Source organism: Sphingomonas elodea ATCC 31461 (assembly GCF_000226955.1).
GTDB lineage: Bacteria > Pseudomonadota > Alphaproteobacteria > Sphingomonadales > Sphingomonadaceae > Sphingomonas > Sphingomonas elodea.
This window is the reverse complement of record NZ_AGFU01000039.1, coordinates 1-15,247: the sequence shown is the minus strand read 5'-3', so window position 1 is coordinate 15,247 and position 15,247 is coordinate 1. Positions and strand designations below refer to the sequence as shown.

General features: G+C 68.0%; 13 protein-coding genes. 4 read left to right on the top strand and 9 right to left on the bottom strand.

Translation table 11 applies throughout. The features are described from left to right. Positions 1-27: 27 nt before the first annotated feature. Both KK7_RS0112175 and KK7_RS0112170 read right to left on the bottom strand, forming a co-directional pair. Positions 28-2,217 carry a transglycosylase domain-containing protein gene (locus KK7_RS0112175; protein WP_010544927.1) on the bottom strand — a complete coding sequence of 730 codons (2,190 nt, stop codon included), beginning with the start codon at positions 2,215-2,217 and terminating at the stop codon, positions 28-30. A gap of 109 nt (positions 2,218-2,326) precedes the next feature. Then, positions 2,327-2,893 carry an HNH endonuclease gene (locus tag KK7_RS0112170; protein WP_010544926.1) on the bottom strand — a complete coding sequence of 189 codons (567 nt, stop codon included), beginning with the start codon at positions 2,891-2,893 and terminating at the stop codon, positions 2,327-2,329. Positions 2,894-2,992: 99 nt separating this feature from the next. Here KK7_RS0112170 and gluQRS point away from each other — a divergent pair, with 99 nt between their 5' ends. Together gluQRS and KK7_RS0112160 are read left to right on the top strand one after the other, a co-directional pair. Continuing rightward, entirely contained in the window at positions 2,993-3,835 is an 843-nt protein-coding gene (gluQRS, locus tag KK7_RS0112165) for a tRNA glutamyl-Q(34) synthetase GluQRS (protein WP_010544925.1), read from the top strand. Positions 3,836-3,844: 9 nt separating this feature from the next. Then, positions 3,845-4,072 (top strand): HIG1 domain-containing protein, encoded by a 228-nt coding sequence (locus KK7_RS0112160; RefSeq protein ID WP_010544924.1) that lies wholly within the window; start codon positions 3,845-3,847, stop codon positions 4,070-4,072. 34 nt (positions 4,073-4,106) lie between these two features. Here the strand turns inward: KK7_RS0112160 and KK7_RS0112155 are convergent, their stop codons facing one another. From KK7_RS0112155 to KK7_RS0112125, 7 genes are all read right to left on the bottom strand, one after another. Further along, complete coding sequence (locus tag KK7_RS0112155; RefSeq protein ID WP_010544923.1) at positions 4,107-4,730, bottom strand: MarC family protein; 624 nt, start codon at positions 4,728-4,730, stop codon at positions 4,107-4,109. Next, a complete protein-coding gene (gene folD / locus KK7_RS0112150) occupies positions 4,727-5,602 on the bottom strand; it encodes a bifunctional methylenetetrahydrofolate dehydrogenase/methenyltetrahydrofolate cyclohydrolase FolD (protein ID WP_010544922.1) in 876 nt (291 codons plus the stop codon). The genes KK7_RS0112155 and folD overlap by 4 nt, the downstream gene beginning before the upstream one ends. Beyond that, positions 5,592-5,900: a DUF167 domain-containing protein gene (locus KK7_RS0112145; protein ID WP_010544921.1), complete on the bottom strand. Its 309-nt coding sequence runs from the start codon at positions 5,898-5,900 to the stop codon at positions 5,592-5,594. The genes folD and KK7_RS0112145 overlap by 11 nt, the downstream gene beginning before the upstream one ends. Next, positions 5,901-6,197: a YggT family protein gene (locus tag KK7_RS0112140; RefSeq protein WP_029623231.1), complete on the bottom strand. Its 297-nt coding sequence runs from the start codon at positions 6,195-6,197 to the stop codon at positions 5,901-5,903. A gap of 87 nt (positions 6,198-6,284) precedes the next feature. Then, a complete protein-coding gene (argB, locus tag KK7_RS0112135) occupies positions 6,285-7,184 on the bottom strand; it encodes an acetylglutamate kinase (protein ID WP_010544919.1) in 900 nt (299 codons plus the stop codon). A gap of 19 nt (positions 7,185-7,203) precedes the next feature. Continuing rightward, complete coding sequence (locus KK7_RS0112130) at positions 7,204-7,851, bottom strand: queuosine precursor transporter (RefSeq protein WP_010544918.1); 648 nt, start codon at positions 7,849-7,851, stop codon at positions 7,204-7,206. Between the two features lie 82 nt (positions 7,852-7,933). Further along, entirely contained in the window at positions 7,934-9,061 is a 1,128-nt protein-coding gene (locus KK7_RS0112125; RefSeq protein ID WP_010544917.1) for a glycoside hydrolase family 43 protein, read from the bottom strand. Between the two features lie 169 nt (positions 9,062-9,230). On the opposite strand from KK7_RS0112125, the gene KK7_RS0112120 reads away from it, so the two are divergent. Beyond that, entirely contained in the window at positions 9,231-12,065 is a 2,835-nt protein-coding gene (locus tag KK7_RS0112120) for a M16 family metallopeptidase (RefSeq protein ID WP_010544916.1), read from the top strand. 24 nt (positions 12,066-12,089) lie between these two features. Then, complete coding sequence (locus KK7_RS0112115) at positions 12,090-12,389, top strand: hypothetical protein (protein ID WP_010544915.1); 300 nt, start codon at positions 12,090-12,092, stop codon at positions 12,387-12,389. Positions 12,390-15,247 lie beyond the last annotated feature (2,858 nt).

Here is a 15,247-nt window from a genome sequence, read left to right as displayed (position 1 = left end):
CTCCCGCGCATCAGGGCCAGCGGCGGATCATTCCTCGCCCTCGGGTGCGTCGCGGGGGTCGCTGCGCCGTCGGCGATCCGCGTCGGGGCCGGGCACGGGGATCCGCACGTTGCGCGGGATCGCGTCGCGCGCCTCGCCTTCCGGCACCAGCTCGCGCACCCGGCCGAGATCGAGCTGCACGCCCTCCTCGTCGATCTGCACGCCGGCGCCGTTCAGCACCTCGTCCAGACCCATCGCGTTCTCTTCGATGAAATTGTCTTCCTCCACCGGCACCGGCGGCAGGGTGAGGCCCAGCGCGCGGACCATGAAGTCGCGCCAGATATGCGCGGGCAGCCCGCCTCCATAGGCGCCCGAGACCGGGCTGTTGTCGTCATTGCCGATCCACACGCCGACGACGAGGTCGCCCGCCCAGCCGACGAACAGCGCGTCGCGGCCATCCTGGGTCGTCCCGGTCTTGCCGAAGGCGGGCACCGGCAGCGTCGCCGCCCGGGCGGTGCCGGACTGGACGACAGTGCTCAGCATCGAGCGGAGATCCTCGAGCAGCCGCGCGTCGAACCGGCTGGGGCCGCCCAGACGGCGCGCCAGCCAGTCATCGGCCGACTCCTCTTCGTCCAGCCCGCGCGGGCGGACCGGATAGCTGCCATTGGCGACCGCCGCATAGGCCGCGGTCAGTTCCAGCAGCGAGCCGGTCGAGGTGCCCAGCGCGATCGAGGCGTCGCTGCCGATCGGAGTCGAAATGCCGAGGTCGCGCGCGGCTTGCGTCACCCGGCCGACCCCCAGCTTCTGGATCAACCGCGCCGCCACGACGTTGCTCGACTTGGCCATCGCCTGGCGGAGCGTGATGCGGCCGGCATAGCGGCCATCGCTGTTCGACGGCTTCCAGTCGCCGATCTGCACCGGCGTGTCGTCGACCATCGTGTCCGGCGTCATGCCCGAACGCAGCGCCGCCAGATAGACGAACAGCTTGAACGCCGAGCCCGGCTGGCGCCGCGCCTGGGTCGCGCGGTTGAACGGGCTGGCCGCATAGTCGCGCCCGCCCACCATCGCCACGACGCGCCCATCCGGCCGCATCGCGACCAGCGCCACCTGCACCTTGCCGAGGCCGGCGCTCTTGATCACCCGCTCGGCCGCCGTCTGCAGCCGGGTGTCGAGCGTGGTCGTCACCGTCTGCTCGGTGGCGACGCCGCCGGCGCGGTCGCGCGCCTCGGGCAGCACCCAGTCGGCGAAATAGGTGCCGTTGGGGAGCGTCTCGTCGCTGTCCTGCACGTGGAGCACGGCGGGGCGCACCCGGCGCGCCTCGGCCTGGGTGATGAACCCCGCCTCCTGCATCGCGCCGATCACCAGCCGCTGCCGCTCGCGCGCGCCGTCGAGATTGCCGGTGGGGGCAAGCCGGCTCGGCGCCTTGACGAGACCGGCGAGCAGGCTCGCCTGGCTCAGCGTCAATCGCTCCGGCTCGGTGGAGAAATAGTGCCGGGCGGCCGCGCGCAGGCCGTAGACGTTGTCGCCGAAATAGACGTTGGAAAGGTAGCGCGAGAGGATCTCGTCCTTGCTCAGCCAGCCTTCCAGCCAGAAGGCGATCAGCACTTCCTGCGCCTTGCGCCCGAAGGTGCGCCGCGAGGTGAGGAAGGCGTTCTTGGCGAGCTGCTGGGTGATCGTGCTGCCGCCCTGCGACCCGCCATCCGAGCTGATATTGTGGAACATCGCACGCGCGATGCCGCGCGGATCGACGCCCCAATGGCTGTAGAAGCGCCGATCCTCGATCGCGATGAACGCCTGGGCGACGTGATCGGGGAGCTTGGAGACGTCCACCGGCTTGCCGATCACCGCGCCGCGCCGCGCGATCGGCGTGCCGTCGGCCGCCAGCAGCGTGATCGAAGGCGGCGCCGGCGGCCGCAACGACTTGGACAGGGGCGCGGTGAGCGCCAGCCAGGCGACCGCGGCGATGAACAGCAGGATGCACACCGCCATCCCGCGGACGATCCAGCGACCCCAGCGGATCCTTCGCTTGCGCGGCAGAGCGGGCGGCACATCGTCGCCGCCGCCGAAGCTTCCGCCGCCATAGCCATGGCCGGTCGGGTCGGCCGTCGCCGCGCCTTCGCCCGTGCCCATGCCCATGCCCATGCCGGGCCGCCAGATCGGCTCGCGCTTGTCGCGCCGCCCCTGCGGACGCCAGCCTTGGGGTTGCGCCACATCGTCGTCGGCGCCATCGCGCCGCAACGGAAATCGACTGTCAGGAGAACCGGGCTCGCGCGCCATTTGCCTGCCTTAGCCGACTATCTGTGTTATCGCAATAACACACACCGATTTTACGGCGGAATGGCGTCGCTCAGGCTTCCAGCTCGATGTCCCAGTAGAGCCAGTCGCGCCAGGTTTCGTGGAGATGGTTGGGGGGGAAGCGCCGGCCATGCTCCTGGAGCTGCCAGCTGGTCGGCCGGATCGGGTGGATGTGGAGCGGCATGCTCGCCTGCTGGGGAGTGCGGCCGCCCTTTTTCAGGTTGCAGGGGGCGCAGGCGGTGGCGACATTTTCCCAGGTGGTGCGGCCGCCCTGGGCGCGGGGAATGACATGGTCGAAGGTGAGATCGCGGTGCGATCCGCAATATTGGCAAGCGAACTTGTCGCGAAGGAACAGGTTGAACCGGGTAAAGGCGGGAAATTGCGAAGGCTTAACATATTGTTTGAGCGCGATGACCGAAGGGAGCTTCAGCACCGCGCTGGGACTTCGCACCTCTCGCTCGTAATAGGAGACGACGTCCACCCGTTCGAGGAAGATGGCCTTGATCGCGGTCTGCCAGGGCCACACGCTCAACGGATAATAGCTGAGCGGGGTATAATCGGCGTTCAGCACGAGCGCCGGGCAGCCATCCGGATGGCGGATCAGATCGGGATGGTACATGCAGAACCTCACCCTCGCCTTTGGTGCCCCGCCTTTTGCGCAAAAGCGTGACGCCCGCATGACAGCATATGCCGCGACTCGCGGTCAAGAGCCGGATCCATGGAACGCCACACCCGTTTCGCCCCCAGCCCCACCGGTCGACTCCACCTCGGCCATGCCTTCTCCGCGCTGCAGGCGCATGATTTCGCGAGAGCGAATGGCGGCAGATTCACCCTGCGCATCGAGGATATCGACGGCACCCGGTCGCGTCCCGAACATGTCGCAGCGATCCTCGCCGATCTCGACTGGCTGGGGCTGATATGGGACGAGCCGCCGACCTTTCAGTCGCGGCGCTTGCACCTGTACCAGGAAGCGCTGGATCGGCTGCGCGCGATGGGGCTGCTCTATCCGTGCTTCTGTACGCGGGCCGACATCGCGGCGAGCCTCTCCGCGCCGCATGGTCCCGATGGCCCGCTCTATCCCGGCACCTGCCGCGGGCTGGTCGACCCCGACCTGACGCGCCCGCACAGCTGGCGGCTGGACATGGCGAAGGCGGCTGCCCTGGCCGGGCCGCTAACCTGGCACGACGCACGGGCCGGCACCGTGAACGCCGCCCCCCTCAGCCACGGCGACGTTATCCTCGCCCGCAAGGATGCGCCGGCCAGCTATCACCTCGCCGTGACGGTCGACGATGGCGCGCAGGGTATCAGCCATATCGTGCGGGGCAGCGACCTCTTCGCCGCGACCCATGTCCACCGGCTGCTTCAGGCGCTGCTCGGCCTGCCGACGCCGGAATATCGCCACCACGCGCTGCTCGCGGGGCCGGACGGCACCCGCCTCGCCAAGCGCCACGGCGCGCCGACACTGGAATCGCTGCGACTGGCGGGCGAGGATGGCCGCGCGCTCGCCGACAAACTGCGCAAAGGGGAAGTACCGGTTGGCTTCGGTCCAATCGAGGCGTAGAACAGCGCGATGATATTCCTCGCGATCCTGTTCCTCGCAGCGGTCCTGACGACGCTGTTCTTCCTGATCAAGGGGCTGGTCAACATGGCCGGCACCACGACGCAGGACCTGGAAGGCGACGGCCCGAGCGAACGCGCGATCCGGTCGAACAAGCTGATGCAGAAGCGCATCCTGTTCCAGGCGGTAGCGATCGGCATCGCCGCGCTGATCCTGCTGATCGCCTCCGCGAAGAGCTGAGGGCGGCGTCGGGAAGGGGGTGGCGCGGCCCCGCTCAGCCTGCCGCGAGCGCCGCGCGGATGCCGTCGATCACGAACTGCACCGCCAGCGCCGCCAGCAGCACGCCGAGCAGCCGCGAGACCACCGCCTCGATCTTGGCCCCCACGATCCGCATGATCGGGCCGGCGGCGAGCAGCGCGACAAGGGTCAGCAGCAGGATCGAGAGCATCGCCGCCAGCACCACCGCCGATTGCTGGATGCCGCTGCTCTGCGACATCAGCAGCATCACCGAGGCGATCGAGCCCGGCCCCGCGATCATCGGCATCGCCATCGGGAAGATCGAGATGTCCACCGGATCCTCGGCCTTCACCTTCTCGGCGCGGTCCTCGCGGCGCTCGGTGCGCTTCTCGAACACCATTTCCAGCGCGATCAGGAACAGCATGATGCCGCCGGCGATGCGGAAGGCGTTGAGGCTGATGCCCAGCGCATGCAGCAGCGCCTCGCCGAACAGCGCGAATCCGAGCAGGATGATCGAGGCGACCATCACCGCGCGCACGGCCATCGCGCGGCGATGCACGGCGTTCGTCCCCGCCGTCAGCCCCGCGAAGATCGGCGCGCAGCCGGGCGGGTCGATGATGACGAAGAAGGTGACCAGCGAGGAGACGAACAGCTCGATCAAATCGCGTCTGCCTCGAGCGGAACCCCGGCGTTGCGATGCGCGGCGACCAGCGTGTTGCGCAGCAGGCAGGCGATCGTCATCGGGCCGACGCCGCCCGGCACCGGCGTGATCGCGCCGGCGACGCTCGCCGCGCCGTCGAAGTCGACATCGCCGACCAGGCCGCTTTCGGTGCGGTTGATGCCCACGTCGATCACGGTGGCACCTGGCTTCAGCCACTCGCCCTTGACGAAGTGCGGGATGCCCACCGCCGCGACGACGATGTCGGCATGTTTCAGATAGTGCGGCAGGTTGCCGGTGCGCGAATGCGCCACCGTCACCGTCGCGCTCGCCCTGGTGAGCAAGGCCGCCATCGGCTTGCCGACGATGTTCGAGCGGCCGATCACCACCGCGTCGAGGCCGGACAGGCTGCCGAGCCTGTCCTGCAGCAGCATCAGGCAGCCGAGCGGGGTGCAGGGCACGAAGCCCTCGAGCCCGGTGGCGAGGCGGCCGGCATTGACCGGGTGAAAGCCGTCGACATCCTTCTCGGGCGAGATGCGCAGCAGCACTGCCTGCTCGTCGATGTGGCGGGGCAGCGGCAGCTGGACGAGGATGCCGTCCACGCTCGCATCGGCATTGAGCTGGTCGACCAGCGCGAGCAGGTCGGCCTGGGTCGTGTCGGCGGGCAGCTTGTGCTCGAAGCTCGCCATGCCGGCCTCGCGGGTCTGCTTGCCCTTGGAGCGGACATAGACGGCGGACGCCGGGTCCTCGCCTACCAGCACCACGGCGAGCCCGGGCACGCGCCCCGCCGCCGCTTCGAATGCAGGAACCAGGGTCGCGATGCGGGCGCGCAGGCCCGCGGCAAATGCCTTGCCGTCGATGATCTCAGCCGTCATGCCCCTCGCCATAGAGACTGCGGGCGATTTGTTCCAGCGCCGCACCGTCGCCGGCGATCGAAAGTCGCTTGAGCCGCGCGGTCTCGCCCGCGATCAGCGTCACGTCGCGCCTGGCCACGCCGAAGGTCTTGGCGACCAGCGGCACCAGCGCGGCATTGGCGGCCCCCTCCACCGGCGGCGCGGCGAGGCGGGCAGCGAAATGCTCTTGCGTGCCTGGTCCCAGCACGTCGCGCGACGCCCGCGGCGTCACGCGCACGGCAATCTCGATTCCCGTGGCGCTCGGCCGCCAGGCGGGCACTTAGGCCCCGGCGCCGGCGACCATGAAGCCGATGCGCGGGATCACGATCGTCTGCAGGATGTAGAGGATCAGCAGCACGACCAGCGGCGACAGGTCCAGCGCGCCGAAATCGGGCAGGATGCGCCGGATCGGGCGGTACAGCGGCTCGGTCATCCGGTGCAGCGCGTTCCACACCGAGCGAACGAAGTCGCTGTGCGTGTTGATGACGTTGAACTGGATCAGCCACGACAGGATCGCCTGGATCACGATGATCCACCAGACGATGTTGAGCACCACCTGGAGGATCTGCAGCAGCATCAGGCCAATCTGGGTCAATTCACTCTCCGCGACACCGTTTCAGGTGCGATATAGGATCGATCCGCCGGCGGACAATCCGCCGATGGATCAGCTATGGACGAGCGTGCCTACGCCCTGGCGGGTAAAGATTTCCAGCAGCATGCCGTGCGGGATGCGCCCGTCGAGGATCACCGCCGCGTCGACCCCCGCCGCGACCGCGTTGACGCAGGTCTCCACCTTGGGGATCATCCCGCCCGAGATCGTGCCGTCGTCCTTCAGCGCCTGCACCCGCGCCGCATCGAGATCGGTCAGCAGGTCGCCGGTCTTGCTGAGCACGCCCGGCACGTCGGTGAGCAGGAAGAAGCGCTTGGCGCCGCATGCGCCGGCGATCGCGCCGGCCATGGTATCGGCGTTGATGTTGTAGGTGTGGCCATCGGCGCCCAGCGCAATCGGCGAGACGACGGGAATGAAGCCCGACGCGGCGAGCGACTGGAGAATGGAGATGTCCACCGCCACCGGCTCGCCGACGAAGCCTAAGTCGACATGGCGCTCGATGCCCTGCAGCGGATCGGCCTCGCTGCGCTGCACCTTCTCGGCGCGCACCAGCCCGGCATCCTTGCCGGAAATGCCCACGGCCCGGCCGCCCGCCGCCGCGATCCAGGCGACGATTTCCTTGTTGATCGAGCCGGCGAGCACCATCTCGGCGATCTCGGCGGTCGCCTTGTCGGTGACGCGCAGGCCGCCGACGAAGGTGGATTCGACGCCGAGTCGCTTGAGCATCCGCCCGATCTGCGGGCCGCCGCCATGGACGACGATCGGGTTGATCCCCACCGCCTTCAGCAGCACCACGTCTTCGGCGAAGTCGCGCGCCAGTTCGGGATCGCCCATGGCGTGGCCGCCATATTTCACGACGAAGGTGGCGCCGGCATAGCGCTGCAGATAGGGCAGCGCCTCGGTGAGGGTCTCGGCCTTGGCGAGCAGCGCCGGATGGGGTGCGTGATCGGTCATGCGCGCCCCTTAGTGCCGCTTAGCCCCTACGTCCATCGAGAGCGCGACCCAATGCCACGGCGCCGGTGATCAGGAACGGCACGAGCACGATCGACAGCACCACCTTGGTGAGCATCTGCCCGGCCATCAGCTCGAGGATCGGCCGCTCGCCGAGGAAGGAGATGCTGATGAACAGCACGGTATCGACGATCTGCGACACCACGCTCGCCACCATGCCGCGGAACCAGACGAGGCCGCTCGGCCCCTCCTGCCCGCGCAGCTTGTTGAAGATGAACACGTTGAGCGTCTGCGACGTGCCGTAGGAGATGAACCCCGCCAGCATCATCCGCATCCCCTGCCCCACGACGATCGGGAAAGCGGCGATGGCGGGCGGGTACATGCCCTTGTCGGCCGGCAGGATCAGCACCAGCTGGATCAGCGCGGCCGAGACGAGCAGCGGCACGAAGCCCAGCCGTACCAGCCCGGTGGCAACGGCCTGCCCGTGCAGCTCGGCGACGGCGCTCGACAGCACGACGAGGATCAGGAAGCCGAAGATCCCCGCTTCCACCGCGAGCGGGCCCAGGGCCACCTGCTTCACCCCCAGCACGCCCGCCATGCAGACCATGCCCCCATAGAGGATCGAGAAGACGAAGAGCGAGCGCGGGATGGCGAGCTTGGGGGTATCCATCGCCGGGTGCTAGCGCCAAAGCGCCCGCGGTGGAAGATGCCGCGCGGCCGGGGCATGTCCCTCGCCCCGCGCGGCGCGCCGGTCAGTCCCTGAACGGCTTCAGCGTGACGATCGTCCCGTCGGGACGGAAGGTCAGCTCGGTGATCTTGGCCGAGCGGAGGTGGTTCTTATTCGTCAGCTGGGTGTCGTGGTACGCCAGATACCATTTGCCCTGGAACGCGAACACCGAGCCATGGCTGGTCCAGCCCTGCACCGGCTCCAGGATCCGCCCGGTATAGGTGAACGGGCCATAGGGGCTCTTGCCGACGGCATAGGCGAGGAAGTGCGTGTCCCCGGTCGAGTACATGTAGTAATATTTGCCGCCGCGCTTAAACGTCCAGGCCGCCTCGAAGAAGCGGCGGTCATGGTCGCCGCCGAGGATCGGCTTGCCCTTTTCGTCGAGGATCACCGCGTCACGCAGCGGTTCGGCGAGGCTCTTCATGTCGGGCGCGAGGCGCGCGACCTTGCCGGTCAGCGCGGGCTGGTCGTCCTTCTTCAGGTCGGTATCGCCGCCGTTGGGGTCGTATTTGCCGGTCGCCCAGCGCTGCAGCTGGCCGCCCCAGATGCCGCCGAGGTACAGATAGCTCTGGCCGTCCTCGTCGGTGAAGACGGCGGGGTCCATCGAATAGCTGCCCTCGATCGGCTGCGGCTCGGCCTTGAACGGACCGACCGGCGACTTGGACGTGGCGACGCCGATCCGGAACACGCCCTGCTTATCCTTGGCCGGGAAATAGAGGTAATAGGTGCCGTTCTTGAAGGCGGCATCCGGCGCCCAAGCCTTTTCGGAGGCCCAGGGGACCTGCTTCAGGTCGAGCGCGACGGGGTGCACGGTCACCGGGCCACCGGGACGGTCCATGCTCAGCACCTGATAGTCGTGCATCGCATATTGGCTGCCGAGATCGTCGTCGGGAATGCCCATGTCGACGTCATGGCTGGGATAGACGTAGATCTTGCCGTCGAACACGTGTGCGGACGGGTCGGCGAAGAACAGGTCCTTGACCAGCGGCTGGGCGAGATAGCGCTTGCCGTCGGGGCTGCGCGCCTCTCCGGCGACATCGTCCTGCGCCGCGGCGTTCGATGCGGTGTCGTTCTTGGCAGAGTCGCCGGTGGAGCAGCCGCCAAGCAGCGCGAGGGCAGCCACGGCCGTCGTAAGGGTCAGCGAAAGACGCAACAGCCTATCCTCTCTCGATGTTGTAGCGCAGTCGATGCTGCTTCCCGGTAGCGCTACCATTCCCTCCTCACCCGGGGCAAGGGGTTTGGCATCGGCGTGCGCCCGCTTGCCGGAGCGGCGCGGCCAGCTATGGTGTCATCCGTTACCTTGCCTGGGGGATACCCGTTCGATGCCGTCCATCCGTCTGCTCTGTACTACCGCGCTGGTCGCGCTGGCCGCGCCCGCCCTGCCCGCCGTCGCCCAGCAGGCCCCCGCCGCGACCGCCCCGGCGCCGCTCGCCACCCTCGTCGACCAGGTGAAGCTCCCCTATGAGCAGTTCACCCTGGCCAATGGTCTGCGGGTGATCGTACACACCGACCGCAAGGCGCCGGTCGTGGCCCTTTCGGTCTGGTACGATGTCGGATCGAAGCACGAGCCTGCGGGGAAGACCGGCTTCGCGCACCTGTTCGAGCATCTGATGTTCAACGGCTCGCAGAATGCGCCCGGCGATTTCTTCGAACCCCTGAAGCAGGTGGGTGCCACCGATCTCAACGGCACCACCTATTTCGATCGCACCAACTATTTCGAGACGGTGCCCAAGCCCGCGCTGGAACGCGCGCTGTTCCTCGAAAGCGACCGGATGGGCTGGCTGACTCCGGCCATCACCCAGGGCGTGCTCGACGAGCAGCGCGGTGTCGTCCAGAACGAGAAGCGCCAGGGCGACAACCAGCCCTACGGCCTCGTCGAATATGCGCTGTACGAAGGCCTGTTCGGCAGCGGCCCCTATGGCCATTCCGTCATCGGCTCGATGGCCGATCTCGACCGCGCCAGCGTCGCCGACGTGAAGGCATGGTTCCGCGACCATTACGGGCCGAACAACGCCGTGCTGGCGCTGGCCGGCGACATCGACGCCGCCGAGGCGCGACCGCTGGTGGAGAAGTATTTCGGCCGCATCGCAGCCGGCCCGAAGAGCGAACTGCCCAAGGTCACCATCCCCACGCTGCCCGCTGCGAAGACGGTCGTGCTGAAGGACCAGGTGCCCGCCATCCAGATCACTCGCAACTGGGCGATTCCCGGCCTGAACGACCCCGATTCCGCCGCGCTCGACGTGTTCGGGCAGGTCCTGGGTGGCCTTGCCAGCTCGCGGCTGGCCAATGCGCTGGTCCGCGAGGAGAAGCTGGCGGTCAACGCCTATGCCTATGCCGAGCCCTTCTCGCAGGTCGGCACCTTCACCATCGGCGTGACGCTGAAGCCGGGCGTCGATCCGGCGGTGGTCGACAAGCGGATCGACGCAATCCTCGCCGACCTGATCGCCAAGGGGCCGACGGCGGACGAAGTCCAGCGCGTCGCCACCACCAATGTCGCGGGGACGATCAAGGGCCTGCAATCCACCCGCGCCCAGGCCTCGGCCCTGGCGGAGGGGCTGCTCTATTCGAACGATCCCGGCTTCTTCCGCAAGCGGCTGGAAGAAGTGGCGAGGATGACGCCCGCCAAGGCCCGCGCCGCGGCCGCCAAGTGGCTGACCCGCCCGGCCTTCACCATCCGCGTCGAGCCCGGCCAGCGCGAGGCCTATCAGGAGGCCGCTGCGGTCGCCCCCGCCAAGCCGGCCGCCGAGGAAGCGATCCCCAAGGGCGATCGCGGTCCGCTGCCCGATGTCGGCCCGATCCGCGACATCCGTTTCCCCACCGTGGAGCGCACCCGCCTCGCGAACGGTGTTGAGCTGGTCTACGCCCGCCAGACCGCGGTGCCGGTGACCCGCATGGTGCTGAGCTTCGATGCCGGCGCCACCGCCGATCCGGACGGCAAGCCGGGCACCCAGAACCTCACCCTGGCGCTGATGGATGAGGGCACCACCAGCCGCAACTCGATCGCCATCGCCGAGGCCAAGGAACGGCTGGGCGCGGAGATCGACGGCGGCAGCTCGGCCGATCGCACCTATCTCAGCCTCGGCGTGCCCAGCGCCAACCTCGGCGGCGGCGTCGAACTGTTCGCCGACATCGTCCGGCGCCCGGCCTTCGCACCGGCCGAGGTCGAGCGGCTGCGCGCCACCACGCTCACCGCGATCCAGTTCGAGCTGAGCAACCCGAACAGCCTGGCCGGACGCGCCCTGCCCGGGCTGCTCTACGGCCCGGCCAGCCCCTATGCGAAGCTCGGCAACGGCTCGGGCGATCCGGCGGTGGTCGCCAAGCTGACCCGCGACGATCTGGGCGCCTTCCACCGTGCCTGGATCCGCCCGGACAAGGCGAAGCTGTTCGTCGTCACCGATCTGCCGTTGGCGGAGGTGAAAGCGGCGCTCGACGCGCGCTTCGGCGACTGGAAGGGCGAGGGCCCGGCGGGCGTCAAGGCGTTCGACGCGAAGCCGCAACAGGCTTCCCCGCGCATCCTGCTGGTCGACCGGCCCAACTCGCCCCAGTCGCTGATCGTCGCCGCGCAGATGACCCCGCTTGATCCCAAGAGCGACCTGCTCCTAGCGGTGACCGCGAACCAGGTGCTGGGCGGCGGCTTCCTGTCGCGGATCAACATGGACCTGCGCGAGGCACGCCACTGGTCCTATGGCGCGGGCGGCGGGTTCAACTGGCTGGAGCATGCCGTGCCCTATTCGGTGAACGCGCCCGTGCAGGCCGACCGGACCGGCGATTCGATCAAGGCGATCCGCGACGACGTGCGCGGTTTCCTGACCACCGCCGGCGTCACCCCGGCCGAGCTTGCCCGCGAGATCACCGGCAGCACCCGCGAACTCGCCGGCCGATTCGAAACCGCCAATGCCGTGCTCGGCGCGATGCAGCAGAACGACATCCGCCACCGTCCGGACGATTATTACGACAGCATCGCGCAAAAATATCGCAGCATGACCGCCCCCCAGCTTGACGCTGCGGCACGCGGGGCACTCGACGTCGATCGCTTCGTTTGGGTGGTGGTGGGCGACGCCGCCAAGGTCCGCCCGCAGCTTGACAGCCTCGGCCTGCCTGTCGAGGTGATCAGCGCGGCATCGCTGGCAGGGAAGAGTCCGGCGGCGGCCAAGTAACCAGGTAAGCAGGAGAGACCCAAGATGGCGAATGTGGATGGCAACTGGAACACCGTGACCAAGTCGCCGCTGGGCGACCAGCAGGCGACGCTCACCGTCACCAGCAACGGCGACAGCTTCACCGGCAGCTTCAACGGCGCGATGGGCCAGACCGAGATCAAGGACGGCAAGGTCAACGGCGACACGCTCAGCTGGTCGCTCGACATCTCGGTGCCGATGCCGATGACGCTCACCTGCGAAGCGACCGTGAGCGGCGACAGCCTTGACGGCACCGTCACCGCCGGCGCGTTCGGCAGCTTCCCGATCACCGGCACCCGCGCCTGATCGGAAACCGGCAGCCCCGCACCCCGGGGCTGCCGACACTGCGGCGCGGCATGCACCCGTCTCCAAAGGGGACGGAACGGCGCCGATGTCATAAAACCGTTACACAAACGCAACCGAACTGACTGCGTTTCCCCTTACCGGCCTCATCAAACAGGGCTGACTCAGGGGGCTTTCATGACATCGCGATCCAAACTGATTCTCGCGTCCGGCGCGAGCGTGCTGGCCTGCGTGCTGGCGACCGCCGCCACCGCGCAGACCGCGCAGGAACCGACCCAGCAGACCGAGCCGGTGCCTGGCGACATCATCGTCACCGGCGCACGTCCGATCGCCGAATCGGAGGCGCTGGCGCTGCGCATCCAGCGCGCCTCGGATTCGCTGGTCACCGTAGCCGCCGCCGACGGCGTAGGCCGCCTGCCCGACCAGAACATCGCCCAGGCCGCCAGCCGCCTGCCCGGCATCGCGGTCGAGCGCGACCAGGGCCAGGCCCGCTATATCAGCTTGCGCGGCGCGCCCAATTACTGGACCACGCTGTCGTTCGACGGGATCACCGTGGTCAGCCCCGAGGGCCGCGACGCGCGCTTCGATTCGATCCCCTCGGCGATCGCCGCGCAGATCGTCGTCTCCAAGGCGGTGACACCGGACATGACCGGCGAGACGGTGGCGGGCAACGTCAACGTCGTCACCCGCTCGGCGTTCGACTATAAGGGCGCACACTTCGCCGGAAAGGCCGGCTACGGCATCGCCGAGCTCGGCGACCGCAAGCAGTATGAAGTCTCCGCCGTCGCGTCGGACCGGTTCAAGGTCGGCGAGGGCGAGCTCGGCGTGCTGGTCTCGGGCAGCTATTTCCAGCGCGGCATGATCACCGACAATTTCGAGACCGATTACGAGCGCGTCGCGCAGGACCAGCGCCCCGGCAACACCACCCGCTTCTGGGCGCAGGAAGCCGAAAACAAGCTGTACCGCCTCACCCGCCGCAACTGGTCGGCCTCGGCCCGCGTCGATTACAAGCCGGACGATCGCAACACCATCTCGCTGCGCTCGATCTATACGATCTTCAAGGACGACGAGGCGCGCGACAACTACCGCTTCGACCTGGACGACCGACAGGCCGATCTGGTGCCCGACACCGCGGACTGCGCGCGCACCGTGAACCCGACGCCGACCACCACCGGCTATGCCGATGTCTGCATCGGCAACACGCCCCAGCGCGGCACCATCTACGGCATCGACATCCGCCAGCGCTCGACGCTGCGCGCCTTCCGCCAGTCGATCTTCACCAACAGCATCGTCGGCGAGCATGATTTCGCGCCGGGCTGGCACCTGTCTTGGGTCGGCAACTATACCGAATCGAAGGACGATCGCTCGGTCGTCGGCGAGATCGCCTGGGACAGCCCCAGCACCCGCACGCTGCGCCCGACCGTCGACTATGACTTCTCCGATCCCAACCGCTCGCGCCTGCGGCTCTTCACCACCAACCAGCTGAGCGGCCCCACCCGCTATTCGGCCGGCAGCCGCGTGGTGGCGATCGACAGCTTCACCAAGCCGGCCTCGTCGCTGACCGTGCTCGACGCGATCGATACCACCAAGGCCTATACCGGCCGCGTCGTGCTCGCGCGCGAGACCCGCTTCCTCGGCAGCGATGCCACGTTCAAGGCGGGCGTCCAGTTCGACCAGCGTACCAAGGTGGCGGACGAGAAGCAGATCCTGGTGAACACCGCCGCCGGCCTCACCGCGATCGGGGTGCCGGCCAGCTATACGGACTTCTCGCTGGACGATCCGTTCGCCGGCAAGATCCCGATGGAATACACGTTCCGCTATTTCGACGAGGACAAGATGCGGGCGGTCGCCAAGGCGGCACGCGAGCAGTTCGCCTTCACCCCCAATACCGCCAACAATTATGATGTGCGCGAGCGCGTCTATGCCGGCTATGTTATGGGCACGCTGCGCTACGACTGGGGCTCGATCCTCGGCGGCGTGCGCGTCGAGCGGCTGGAAAATCGCGGCAAGGCGGTCGCCACGCTCGGCGCCGTGACCGGCCCGGTGACGGCGGAATCGAGCCAGACGCTGGCCTTCCCCAGCCTCCACGTGAATTACAATGTCGACGATACCAAGAAGCTGCGCCTGTCGTTCAACTCGGGCGCGGCGCGCGCCGACTATGATCAGCTTCGCCCGAACGTCGTCATCAACGATACCAACCAGGTGATCTCGGGCGGCAATCCCGGGGTGAAGCCGGAGCGCGCCTATGGCGTGGACGGCTATTTCGAATGGTATGTCCGCCCGCAGGGCTATCTGATGGCCGGCGTCTTCTACAAGCGGGTCGAGGACGTGCTGTACCGCCAGTCGCGCACCTTCGGGTCGAACGCGCTGGACAGCAACGGCATCGATCGCTCGGCCTATACCTTCACCGGCATCACCAATGGCGGCAACGGGCGGATCTTCGGCGCGGAAGCAGCGGCCCAGCTCCAGCTCGATCCGTGGACCGGCACGCTCGGCCTGCCGGACTGGATGGGCGGCTTCGGCATCTCGGCCAACATCACGCTGAACGACAGCCAGGTCACCAAGCCGCTGCTCGGCGCGATCCCGGCGCGCAAGGTGCGGCTGCCCGGCACGTCGGACATGATCTACAATGTCGGCGCCTATTACGAGAAGTACGGCCTGTCGCTGCGCGTCCAGTACCAGCGCCGCAGCGACTGGCTGGACACCATCGCCGACGATCTGACCGATGGCGGCGACACCTATTGGGCCGCCGACGAAGAGATGGATCTCTCCGCCCGCTATGCGTTCAGCAAGCGCTTCGAGGTCTATGTCGACGTGCAGAACAGATCGGAAGAGCGTCGTGTAGGGAAAGAGTGTAGATC

Excerpts from the sequence above, each read along its gene's own strand:
- KK7_RS0112170 (WP_010544926.1), bottom strand. The coding sequence starts at position 2,893 with ATGTACCATCCCGATCTGATCCGCCATCCGGATGGCTGCCCGGCGCTC.
- gluQRS (WP_010544925.1), top strand. The coding sequence starts at position 2,993 with ATGGAACGCCACACCCGTTTCGCCCCCAGCCCCACCGGTCGACTCCAC.
- KK7_RS0112160 (WP_010544924.1), top strand. The coding sequence starts at position 3,845 with ATGATATTCCTCGCGATCCTGTTCCTCGCAGCGGTCCTGACGACGCTG.
- folD (WP_010544922.1), bottom strand. The coding sequence starts at position 5,602 with ATGACGGCTGAGATCATCGACGGCAAGGCATTTGCCGCGGGCCTGCGC.
- KK7_RS0112140 (WP_029623231.1), bottom strand. The coding sequence starts at position 6,197 with ATGCTGCTGCAGATCCTCCAGGTGGTGCTCAACATCGTCTGGTGGATC.
- argB (WP_010544919.1), bottom strand. The coding sequence starts at position 7,184 with ATGACCGATCACGCACCCCATCCGGCGCTGCTCGCCAAGGCCGAGACC.
- KK7_RS0112130 (WP_010544918.1), bottom strand. The coding sequence starts at position 7,851 with ATGGATACCCCCAAGCTCGCCATCCCGCGCTCGCTCTTCGTCTTCTCG.
- KK7_RS0112120 (WP_010544916.1), top strand. The coding sequence starts at position 9,231 with ATGCCGTCCATCCGTCTGCTCTGTACTACCGCGCTGGTCGCGCTGGCC.
- KK7_RS0112115 (WP_010544915.1), top strand. The coding sequence starts at position 12,090 with ATGGCGAATGTGGATGGCAACTGGAACACCGTGACCAAGTCGCCGCTG.